Origin of the sequence: Methanobrevibacter sp. (genome assembly GCF_045220775.1) — an archaeon.
Taxonomy (GTDB): domain Archaea; phylum Methanobacteriota; class Methanobacteria; order Methanobacteriales; family Methanobacteriaceae; genus Methanocatella.
In genome coordinates, this window is sequence record NZ_JBGUWC010000157.1 from 1 (window position 1) to 10,891 (window position 10,891).

Sequence of the window (10,891 nt, forward strand, 5' to 3'; positions counted from 1 at the left end):
ATTGTAGCTTAATCCACTGTAAATTTAAGACCTAAAAAAATAGGGCCTGTAACTCTAAATTTATAATGTTTAAGGCTTTTTCTTATAAATAACAGCGACGTGTCCTCTAACATCTATAAGCTTAGCTTTGGTTTGAGTGATAATTTCGTCGATGTATTTATCTTTATCTCTAGCGATATTTTTTGCAAATTTGATTCTGACAAGTTCATTAGCTTCAAGCTGGCGTTTTATTTCATTGATTACGTTTTCATTGACGCCGCCTTTACCAATGTTAATTGTCATAGCGGAAAGAGCTCTATTCATCATTTCTTTTTTTGATTGACTCATATTTAGCTCTCCTTTTATTTTTCTGTTCCTTGCGATAAGGAATCTTCATTGCATGACCGCATTCACCACAAAAAATGTTAACTTCAGAGTTAACTAGCCGGACGGTGCAATTGCGACCAGGCGAGAGGAATGACTTGCATTTCTTGCAATACCTTCTCTTCCATTTTTCGGGGACTTTGGTATTGTATTTAGTGGATAATTTTAAAGCTAGCTCCACATAGCGATGAGATCTTTCAGGATGGCTGATGAATTCCATCTCGGCACGGTTAAAAAGAATATCCATTCTTTCAATCGCTATATCAATCATCCACTTTGGTCGTTTTCCTCTACTCAAAATATCCTCCCTTGTAGGATATTAATATTCATGATTGGATTAAAATGATTTGCGCAATTTAAAACAAAAACCATAGTTAAAAAAAAATTTTAACCTTAGGTTAATATGAATATTAAGAATAATTATGTTAATCACTATTTATAAAGGTTATGGATTTTTTAAATTTTTAAGTTAAAAATAATTTTTTTAAAAAAATAAATGGATTAATTAAATCCACTTATTCTTTGTATGCCCCTAATTTTGTCAAAATCCGAATCAAAAGAGACAATTCTACTGATTCCATGATTTTGCATTGATTGCAGTATTGTACAATCTGCATAGTTAACAGATCCCCCATAATAGTTAAACAAATCCATTGCCGAGTTGTAATCATCGGCAGTCAACCAATCAAAGGCATCAAGATTCAGTAGTTGAAATATTATTTCCCTAATATCTCCATTGAAGTTGTTCGGTTTGAGACTGTTCAAAACTTCAACCAATACGGTAATATTAGTTGCTTTTGTTTCTGTTTCCAGAATCGGCTTAATATTTTCTGAAAAAAGTTGGTAAGAGTCGTTTTTAAGTATTAATCCCTTAATGTAAGATGTATCTAAAAAAATCATTATATCCCTCTGTGGTGTTTAATTGAATATGACCTTTCATCGAAGCTTGTTGATTTTGCTAAGCTTATCCAGTACATCATCACCCTCAGGCTTATCATGTTCTAGCATATCCCAAATTTTATCATAATCAATTTCATCAGGAACATCTTCAATTTTTTCCAATTGATTCCAAAGAGTATCATTAACTACTTCTTCAGGAGTCCTATGAGTTAGTTTAGACAGGATATTTACTTTTTCCATCACATTTTCATTTAAACCTATCATTAACATAGTATCATCCTCTTTCAATCCTTGTTGAATATATTTTTCAATCCAATCCCCTATAGAAGATTTATTTTCTAAATTTTTTTTCTTTAAATCTTCAAGTAGCTCATCATCAATGTCAAAACTTATTTTTGTGATATTAACACAACCTTATTTAAGTTTAAGAAGTTCAAAAGCACCTAAAGATTTTAAAAACTTTTGAACCATACTAGCTAGAATAGTTAGATTAATATATAAAACCGATAGTATATAAGTATTTTCAAAATATGAAAAATCACAAAAGCTCATTTGCACATCAAAATGATTATATTGCTTTATTGCATTAAAAAAGAAAAATTGAAGCAATTTATAAAAACTGATTTAAAAGCGAAAAATTGAAGTCAGATTAACCAGTCCATGAAATCAACTTCACCAACTGGAAAATCAATTTTATCTAAAATAACATCACCGATTAAATCAACAATTTCATCAATCGATAACTCACTTACATCAATTTCAGCGATTTTATCCCCATATTCATCAAAGGCTTCCGCAGTACAGACCCCCAATGCCTCTGCTTCCAGGTTTTCACGGATTTTAGAGTCTGAATAATTACGCGCTTCAAGCCTTGTGCGTAATATCTCCGGATGAACCCTTAAAACAATTACCTTATCTGCACCTGAACATAAATGGGCCAAATGCCCTTCAAAAATAGTCAGTTCATCGCTTTCAGCAATAATCTCTGAAACCTTATCGTTTAAGGCGTCAATGTCAATGACTTTATATCCCTTATCCTCATCAATTCCTAAAACAAAATCGTTTTCAATAGCCAAATCGTTGATTTTAATTAATTTACAGTTTAATTTACTGGATAAAACTTCACTGACAGTTGTTTTTCCTGTACAGGGAGTTCCTGTTATAAAAATAGCCTTATTCATAATATCAAAAAAAAAGAAGAATTATTTTTTAAGAATAATTCTTAAAACGTCTTCATCATTAAGCACATGGTCCGGACCTACCTTCTGGCCCGGGAATTTAACGGATGTTCCCCAAACCTTGGCATGGCGGAAGTTTTTTACAAATTCCCTATGCAGTTTTCCGCATACGTCGATTACGGTAGCGCCTTTTTTAACAACCAAAGGATCTTCCATGTCTGCCTTTCGGCCTTGCGGTTTTAAGTAAACCCTAATCAGATCCAAATTGTCGAAAATCAGGTCTTTTAACTCGTCGATATTGGTTTTCTTATCGGCAGAAATTGGAATAAATTCTGGAATGTAGTTTTTAAGCTCTTCGATGTAGGCATCATCTACAAGGTCCACCTTATTCAACAAGACCAGCATCGGAACATATGACTTGTTCCTGTCAAGCACATCAATGAACTGGTCTATTGTCACGTCATCACGGAAAAGCACATCTGCATTGTGCATGCCGTACTCATTGATGATTGACCTTATTGTCTTTTCATCCAGATGAGTAAGCGGACAGGTTGAAGAGACTTTAACACCGCCAAGCTTTTTCCTTTTAACTGTAACGTCAGGCGGCTTTTCATTTGGCCTGATACCGATATTTCTAAGTTCTTCCAAAATTATATTCAAATGTTGCGGATTGAATGTGTCCAATACAACCAAAATCAAATCGGCAGTCCTGGCTACAGACAAGATTTCCTTACCTCTTCCTTTACCGCTACTTGCCCCTGTAATGATTCCTGGAATGTCAAAAACCTGAATCTTTGCGTTTTTGTGTTCCATAACACCCGGAACAATATCCAATGTTGTGAATTGATAAGCTCCAACTTTACTTTCAGCATTCGTAATTTCATTTAAGAGAGTAGATTTGCCAACAGAAGGAAATCCTACCAGAACAACAGTAGCATCACCAGTTTTTTTAACATGAAAACCTTGGCCCTTATGACCGCTGCTGCTTCTCTGTAGAGATTCTTCTTTTAATTTGGATAATTTTGCCTTAAGCTTACCAATATGGTGTGAAGTAGCTTTATTATATGGTGTCTTTTGTATTTCTTCTTCAATATCTTTTATTTTCTCCTCAATCCCCATTGAATCACCATATTAAATAAAAAAAGAAAGATTAGGAAAATCCTAATCTAGAAACCAGCTAAGCGCTAGCTTTGGTTTTATCAAAGTTTATTTTAAACAACATTACACCGTTTTCCACATGGACATTTTCAAATATGTCCTGACCAGCTCCACCATATAGGTATAATTGGGTAAACATTGAATTTGCAAGCTCATTACTCATTAAGATAGGTGTGTACTGATTATCTTGACCCATCAACATTAATGTGTAATTTGCATCTTTTACATCGCCGACAGATTCATTCTTCATGATGTATCCGTCTTCAATAACGACAATGTGTGAAATGTTCAATGGATTGTATGGAGTGTCATTTACCATAATTTGCTGTCCGTTTTCAGTATAAACAGCCTCGGTGTACGCAGTTGTTGTATTATTACCAGTTCCTCTTTGGATAACTGCATTAATAGTCATTCCTTGATCTTCAAGTAATGCCAATTTACCGGTTTTTCCTGCTTTGACCTCTACTTGGCTTGTTGGAATGTAATAATTGTAGTTTTTAGAAGATTGGTTTTCAAAGTCCCATGCACCAAAGTAAGTCCACCAACCAGCTTTTTGAAGCATATCTGAAGATGCGACAAATATTACAGGGCGTGGATTTTTAGGGTGGGTATAGTTAAGCAACTCTTTAGCTTGAGCACCGGTTAATCCATATTTGCTTTGCAATGTTTTTTGAGCATCGCTGGATGATTTCGGTAAAATGTCAATTAGAATGTCAGTTGATTTACCGGTATCATTGGTAATATTTACCAAATAATCTACAGCCTGATCTCCTGTTGTATCAAGCATTCTGAAAATTCCGGCAGACAATTCCAGATTATCAGTTGTCATCGCTTGACCTAACCAGAAAGCACGTTCACCAGATTGTGAACCCCCATCGAATGTTACTTGTCTATCTGCCGCTTTCTCGAACAGATAACCGAAGTCCCACCAGGATGTAAGTACTGTATCTTCCGGTTGGGTTTCATCAACCCATTTCATTGCATTCCACATTGCATCACTGGTACCCGGAACAACTGTGTCAGAAGTCTGATAAGCTCCGCAGACACAAGGGGTTACCAATGCAAGGATAATGGCAAGCACTGCAACATACTTTTTAATTGGAATTCCTTTACTGGATTTAGCATTTGATTTGAGAACGTATATGGATACTGCTCCTAAAGCAACAAGGATAACCAATAATGCAACTCCATACATTGTATTTATGGTAGCTAATGGAATTGCTGCAAAAGCGGCTGCAAAGAATATTACTGCCAATAATAGCCTATCATCATTCAATTTGTTTTTGATGTAATCCATCGCAATACCTACAAAAATACCTGCCATAAGACCGAATGGCAATACGATTGTAGTAATGAACCTTGAACCTCTGGTTACCGCAAGTGCGGCAATAACTACCCATACAACAAACAATGATGCATATAATACAGTTAAACGTTTGTTGGATAATAATTCATTGATGGAATCCAAATTGAAATTACCTAAGCTAATACCTTTTTTAAGTTCATTGTCAAGTTTTTTAGCTGAAGATATTCTTTGGGACTTATGCGGTTTAGCATTAGTGCTGTTTACCGAAGTTGCATCTCCTTTAAGTTTGAAAATTCTCAATACTAAAGTAGCTAAAACAGTCAAACCGCTGAAGAATACTAATATACCGCCTAACCCGTTAATAACACCATTAGTGTTAGCTAAAAACATTGAATTCATTCCGCTACCAAGCATTGCTGGAATTTGCATCTCTGCAACGGAAACAAGTACGTTCGGGAATCCTGCAATAGTCCTTGAAGCGGATTGCAAGGAAAGTAAGCTTAATAAACTTCCGAATATGCCTGTCACACCTTCCAAACCTTGGAAAATAGCGAGGCCTGCAAAACCAACGACACCTAATACCAAAATAGATCTTAAATCAGCTTGGTGGATAAACCATTGCAATTTGCTAGGATATTCATTTTGATTATCTTCACCGACATTAAAGTAATAGCAAGCAATTAAATAAACAACGGAGAATACTCCCATAAGACCTATGTAAAATATGTAACCAGTCCATGATTGGGAGAATAATCCAATTGCAACAATTGCTAAAATTGCAAATAAAACTTTATATATAATATTTTTCGCTCTTATACTTTCTACAAAGAAAAATATAAAGAGCAAGGCCCATATGTAATAAAACATATCTGTATCGAAAAATCCTGGGAATGTGTGTGCGAAGTAGTTTGGAGCCAATGCAATAATTAATGTTGCTACAATTGCCCCATATTCATTGGTTAACCTTCTTGAAAAGATGTACGCAGGGATTACAGCAAATGTAGATATGATAGCACCTGTCCAAAATGCAACTTCTTTAACGGAGTAATCTCCAAGGTATTTATTTGCAAGGTCATGCAAATACGAAGTCACATACACAATGCCCAATTCATAATTAATCTCATTACCCGTTGGGGCATACCTGTGCATATCCCATTCCGTACCGTTTATCTGTTCGTCACCTACAAAACCATGATCTATGTAATCCTCAGTCAACCTTAAGTTATAATATGAATCCATTTCACTGAAATAAGGAAGACCTGAAGAATCAATATATTCTGCTTTATAATCGTCAGAAAGTACATTTAAATCTGCAGCTGGAGCTTTAAGGGCAAAAACTACAGCTAATAAGATTAAAATAATAACTACTGACTTAGTTATTGTCAATATTGTTTCTCTATTCATTGAAACCCTCATTTACATTCATTATAATTTATTGCTTCATCAAATCCAAAACAATAAATAAATCATTAAATTAAAATTTTTAAATACAAAATAAAAATATTGAAATTTGAAAAAATATTTTTATTAGATTATAGATTTATTTTTTAACATTATTAAGTATTTTGCATATCTTATTATTTTACAAAAATACAAAATCTGTAAAAAATCGTTGAAAACAGATAAGAATGAATAAGATTGGCTATTTAATTCAAAAAGAAAAAAATGCCAAAATAAATTTAATTAAAATAAACTAAATTTAAGGATTATTCCAATTTGCTCTCAAGCTCTTCAACAGAACAAGTGAACCTACATTTCGGAAATCCACTACAACCTACAAACTCACCATAACGACCGGAACGTTTAAGAAGAGGTTTTCCGCATTCTGGACATTTTCCAACTTCTTCAGGAGAGTATGGCTTAGTTTTATCCTTTCCGCAATTGGCATCAAGACATGCGCGTTGGCGAGGCTTTCCAAATGAAATGATTGGAAGACCGCATTTTTCACAAGTCTTTTTAAGGAAATGTGTTCCTTTCGGAATTGAATATATTGTTGTGCACTCCGGATAATTGGAACATCCAACAAAGGAACTTTTAGTTTTAGGAGAATATCTTTTAACCAAATTACCGCCACAGTTAGGGCAAGTTCCAACAATATTGCTTTCCTGATATGATTCATACAATTTTGTACCGATTTCTTTGGAATTATTATCTATATCTCCTAAAATGATATTGACTTCCTTTTTACCCTCATGTATGATTTCTTCACATGTGGAAGTGTTATTGTTAATTCCTTCAAGCTTGTTTTCAAAATCACGGGTAAGCTCTTCTGAAGTCAAATCCTTACAATAGGTACTCAATGTATCAATCATGTTTTCTCCCAATTGATTAACTTCGATTTGTTGAGTGCCGTTAATGTATTTACGATCATATAGCTTATCAATAATGTCAGCACGTGTAGCTTTGGTTCCAAGCTCCCTTTTTTCCAATTCCTTAATAAGGGAAGCCTGATTGTAACGGGCAGGAGGTTTGGTTTCCTTTTCATCAGAAATCAAATCCAATACCTTGACTAAATCACCTTTGCTAATGTCCGGAAACTCCTCATTATCGATTTTTCTATATGGATAATGTTCCATCCATCCTTTATGGGTTACTCTTCTGCGTTTAAAGCGGAATTTTTCACCTTCAATATCTAAAGTAGTGCTCATGGTTTCAAACTTGGCCGCTTCAAAGAATACTGAAATGAATCTATAGACAATTAAATCATAAATCTTTTTATCATCCCTGGATAATCCTTGCGGAGTGATTCCGGTTGGATGGATTGCAGGGTGTGCCGCATCATCTTTTTTACCATTGTTCGGTTTTAATTTAGATGGAAGCTGTGAAATATGCTTCTTAAATTCGGCATTGCGACTTAACTGGCCAAATATTGATTTGAAATCAAGACTTTCAGGCAATTTTTCGGATGATGTACGTGGATAAGATGTATAACCTGAAGTATAAAGGTTTTGAGCAATGGATTGTGTCTTTTTAGGTGAAAATCCAAACACGTTATATGCTTCAGATTGAAGGCCTCCCAAGTTAAAAGGAACTGGCGGCTTGGTGGTTGAGTTGGATAGAGTTATCTTATCAACTACAGCATCTTTTCCTTTACATTTGCTCATTATTTCGTCGGCTCTTGCTTTATCAAAGATTTTACCGTCAACATGATTGACTTCAATTTCACCTTCAATGATTGCTTTTATTAACCAGTAAGGTTCTGGAATGAAGTTTTTAATTTCCTTTTCTCTTTCAACAAGAATGGCCAATGTTGGAGTCTGGACACGGCCTGCTGATAATTTCAAATACCTGTATTTGGCCCTGCTTACAGACTTCATCAAGGCCTTAGAAATATTTACGCCAAAATAATAATCCAAGACATGCCTTGCTATACCACTATCGACCTGGTTCATATCCAAATCAATTCTATTGTCATAGGCTTCGAGGAGATCTTTTTTAGTTAATGTGGAAAACTTCATACGGGATATTTTGCTTAAATCATTTTGCCCGCAAGCATATTTTAAAGCGTTATATCCGATTAAAGTTCCTTCCGTATCATAATCGCATGCATGAATATAGGAATCTGCGTTTTTTCCAAGTTTTTTAATGGCCCTGACATAGTCTTTAGTATATCCGCTGCCTTTTTTGTTGACTTCATAAGCGGGAGCCCAGTGAAGATCGAAATAGACTTTATCTCTAGGATTGTCAGGAGTTAATGAATAAAGATGTCCAACAGCTGATACAACTGTTATATCTTTTGAATCCTTCTTAAGTTCCCAATATTTTACTTTTTTGTTATAAGTCTTCTTCACTGCACTTGGCGAAAGTGCCTTGGCTATCTTTTCAGCAGATGTCGGTTTCTCACATACTATAACTTCATGCATATTATACTCCCCAAATTAAAAAAAAGTGATACTGAATTTAATATAAACTCATTTCCTATATAAAAATATTTCTATAAAAAGAGTTATTTGAAAGTTTAAAAAAAAATGGTTAAAATTTAAATATCTTCGTTATAAAAACGGTAAAAATCAGCACAATAATCACAAATCGGATATTTGCCGTTACGGTAGTAACCAAGTTCCGCTTTATTCATATCAAACTTTTTACCACAAATAAAACAAGTTTCAATTTTTTCTTCAGACATGGTAAAACCTAAAAAAAAATAAAAAGAGTAGGTTAAAAGATTTAACCTATATTATATTTTTGCAAGAGTAAAATCTCTTCAGTAGAGACTTTTCCACCTTGTTTGAATTTAGCAAAGATTTCTTCAGCTCTTTCTTTTTCTTCACGGTTTTTGTTGGATCCGCCGGAAGATTTGTTATCAGATTTCCTTTTCTTAGGTTTGTTGGAACCTAATTTTTTGTTGATAACATGGATATCACTTAAGATAGCTTTGAACTCTTCATGTTTAGCGGAAGCGTTTTTACGTGCTTCGATGAATTTTTTGTGAGCTTCATCAGCTGCAGTTCTGATATCGTCAGTTTTTCTGAAGTAGGTGAGCATTTCTTCGTGAGCTGCTTGAGCTTGTTCGGAAAGTTCAATAACTTTTTCGTGCTCTTCTTCAGATACTTTTTTAAGTTCTTGAGCTTCAGATTTAACGGTTTCATCTTCGTGAATTTCCATTAACTGTTTTCTGAGATCGTTTGCATTTTTAACAAGCTGATTTTCTTTTTTGATGTCTAAAACGCGAGTTTCAATGATTTTATCAATCTTTTTGATTTCATTTTCTATCTTGATTTTGTCACGTTTTCCTGAAGACCATTCTAAACTTTTAATTTTATTATTTGCTTCATTACGAGCTTTTTTAGCTTCTTCAACTTTTTTGTTGATTTCATTACGCTCGTTTCTGTATTCAATAGCTTTGTTTAAGTTTTCTTTTAAAGATGCGTTTAATTCATCTCTAATTTTACGTTGTTCTTTAGCTATTTTGTTGAATTCTTCCCTTTCTTCAGCAACTTTGGAGATTTCAGCTTCTTTTTCATCTTTTTGTTTTCTTACACCTTCCATGGTGTCAGCAAGGACAAAATTGGATTCAGGAAGACCTTTATCAGCTTTTTTAGATTTAGCTTTAGGTTTTTCTTCTTCAGCTTCTTTAGCTTCTTCTTCAACTGCCTCTTCTTCAACAGCTTCGGTCTCTTCAGCAACTTCTTCTTCTGCTTCAGATTCCTCTTCAACTGCCTCTTCTTCAACAGCTTCAGTTTCTTCAGCAACTTCTTCTTCTGCTTCAGATTCCTCTTCAACTGCCTCTTCTTCAACAGTTTCAACTTCTTCGACAGCTACAGCTTCAGCTTCTTCAGCTACTTCTTCTTCTACAGTTTCAGTTTCAGCATCATCAGTGGTTAATTGATTAAGAATTTCACATAAGACTTTGCATAAGTCTTTTTCTTCTACTACTACATCAGCTATTTCTTTTACAGAATCTTTTGCATTGAAAGCAATTCCGCAACCAGCTGATTCGATCATGGAAATGTCGTTAGCGCCATCTCCAACAGCAACTACTTCATCTAAAGTAATTCCTGCTTTTTCGACATGGTCTTTTAATACATCCAATTTAGATCCGGATACTAAAGGACCAGTCACTTCACCAGTTAATTTACCATCTTCGACTGTGAAACTGTTAGTATAAACTGTGTCAACTCCAAGTTTATCTTTAACTTTATCAGCCACTACATCAAAACTACCACTAATGATAGCTACATCTACATCTTTATCTTTTAGACATTTGATGGTTTTGCAAGCACCAGGCATCAATGGAAGTTCTTCAGCAACCTTTTCGACATCTTCAATAGAAGTTCCTTCGAGAAGTTGTACTCTGTCTTTAATAGAAGTTTCAAAGTCTATTTCCCCTTGCATAGCTTTCTCAGTGATTGCAGCTATGTCCTCTTCAACATTTGCTAATTTTCCTATCTCATCTATTGCTTCACCATCAATAATAACGTTATCTAAGTCAAATACTACAAGTTTAATCAATAATACCACCAATTATATTAAATCTAGCTCACTT

The 10,891-nt window shown here is 34.5% G+C and carries 10 protein-coding genes; all 10 read right to left on the reverse strand.

The features are described 5' to 3' along the window. Window positions 1–69 precede the first annotated feature (69 nt). The 10 genes from ACJROP_RS10090 to serB all read right to left on the reverse strand — a co-directional run bounded on the left by ACJROP_RS10090 (window position 70) and on the right by serB (window position 10,857). Window positions 70–327, reverse strand: coding sequence for a YhbY family RNA-binding protein (locus ACJROP_RS10090; protein WP_406535341.1), 258 nt, complete (start codon window positions 325–327; stop codon window positions 70–72). Further along, a complete protein-coding gene (locus tag ACJROP_RS10095) occupies window positions 296–661 on the reverse strand; it encodes a ribonuclease P protein component 4 (RefSeq protein ID WP_406535342.1) in 366 nt (121 codons plus the stop codon). Before ACJROP_RS10095 ends, ACJROP_RS10090 begins: the two co-directional genes overlap by 32 nt. A 203-nt stretch (window positions 662–864) precedes the next feature. Continuing rightward, complete coding sequence (locus tag ACJROP_RS10100; RefSeq protein WP_406535343.1) at window positions 865–1,263, reverse strand: type II toxin-antitoxin system VapC family toxin; 399 nt, start codon at window positions 1,261–1,263, stop codon at window positions 865–867. 36 nt (window positions 1,264–1,299) lie between these two features. Then, the gene (locus ACJROP_RS10105; RefSeq protein ID WP_406535344.1) at window positions 1,300–1,533 is read right to left on the reverse strand and encodes a hypothetical protein; all 234 of its coding nucleotides are present in this window, start codon (window positions 1,531–1,533) and stop codon (window positions 1,300–1,302) included. Between the two features lie 374 nt (window positions 1,534–1,907). Beyond that, window positions 1,908–2,444 carry an adenylate kinase family protein gene (locus ACJROP_RS10110; RefSeq protein ID WP_406535345.1) on the reverse strand — a complete coding sequence of 179 codons (537 nt, stop codon included), beginning with the start codon at window positions 2,442–2,444 and terminating at the stop codon, window positions 1,908–1,910. A 21-nt stretch (window positions 2,445–2,465) separates the two neighbouring features. Then, window positions 2,466–3,560, reverse strand: a complete 1,095-nt coding sequence (locus tag ACJROP_RS10115; RefSeq protein ID WP_406535346.1) for an OBG GTPase family GTP-binding protein — start codon at window positions 3,558–3,560, stop codon at window positions 2,466–2,468. A gap of 58 nt (window positions 3,561–3,618) precedes the next feature. Continuing rightward, window positions 3,619–6,309 carry an STT3 domain-containing protein gene (locus ACJROP_RS10120; RefSeq protein WP_406535347.1) on the reverse strand — a complete coding sequence of 897 codons (2,691 nt, stop codon included), beginning with the start codon at window positions 6,307–6,309 and terminating at the stop codon, window positions 3,619–3,621. A 302-nt stretch (window positions 6,310–6,611) separates the two neighbouring features. Continuing rightward, a complete protein-coding gene (topA, locus tag ACJROP_RS10125) occupies window positions 6,612–8,768 on the reverse strand; it encodes a DNA topoisomerase I (protein WP_406535348.1) in 2,157 nt (718 codons plus the stop codon). A gap of 116 nt (window positions 8,769–8,884) precedes the next feature. After that, complete coding sequence (locus ACJROP_RS10130; RefSeq protein ID WP_406535349.1) at window positions 8,885–9,031, reverse strand: hypothetical protein; 147 nt, start codon at window positions 9,029–9,031, stop codon at window positions 8,885–8,887. A 41-nt stretch (window positions 9,032–9,072) separates the two neighbouring features. Next, the gene (serB, locus tag ACJROP_RS10135) at window positions 9,073–10,857 is read right to left on the reverse strand and encodes a phosphoserine phosphatase SerB (protein WP_406535350.1); all 1,785 of its coding nucleotides are present in this window, start codon (window positions 10,855–10,857) and stop codon (window positions 9,073–9,075) included. Between the last annotated feature and the right edge of the window lie 34 nt (window positions 10,858–10,891).

Coding starts and splice junctions, on each gene's coding strand:
- ACJROP_RS10100 (WP_406535343.1), bottom strand. CDS start 1,263: ATGATTTTTTTAGATACATCTTACATTAAGGGATTAATACTTAAAAAC.
- ACJROP_RS10110 (WP_406535345.1), bottom strand. CDS start 2,444: ATGAATAAGGCTATTTTTATAACAGGAACTCCCTGTACAGGAAAAACA.
- ACJROP_RS10090 (WP_406535341.1), bottom strand. CDS start 327: ATGAGTCAATCAAAAAAAGAAATGATGAATAGAGCTCTTTCCGCTATG.
- ACJROP_RS10115 (WP_406535346.1), bottom strand. CDS start 3,560: ATGGGGATTGAGGAGAAAATAAAAGATATTGAAGAAGAAATACAAAAG.
- ACJROP_RS10130 (WP_406535349.1), bottom strand. CDS start 9,031: ATGTCTGAAGAAAAAATTGAAACTTGTTTTATTTGTGGTAAAAAGTTT.
- topA (WP_406535348.1), bottom strand. CDS start 8,768: ATGCATGAAGTTATAGTATGTGAGAAACCGACATCTGCTGAAAAGATA.
- ACJROP_RS10105 (WP_406535344.1), bottom strand. CDS start 1,533: ATGTTAATGATAGGTTTAAATGAAAATGTGATGGAAAAAGTAAATATC.
- ACJROP_RS10120 (WP_406535347.1), bottom strand. CDS start 6,309: ATGAATAGAGAAACAATATTGACAATAACTAAGTCAGTAGTTATTATT.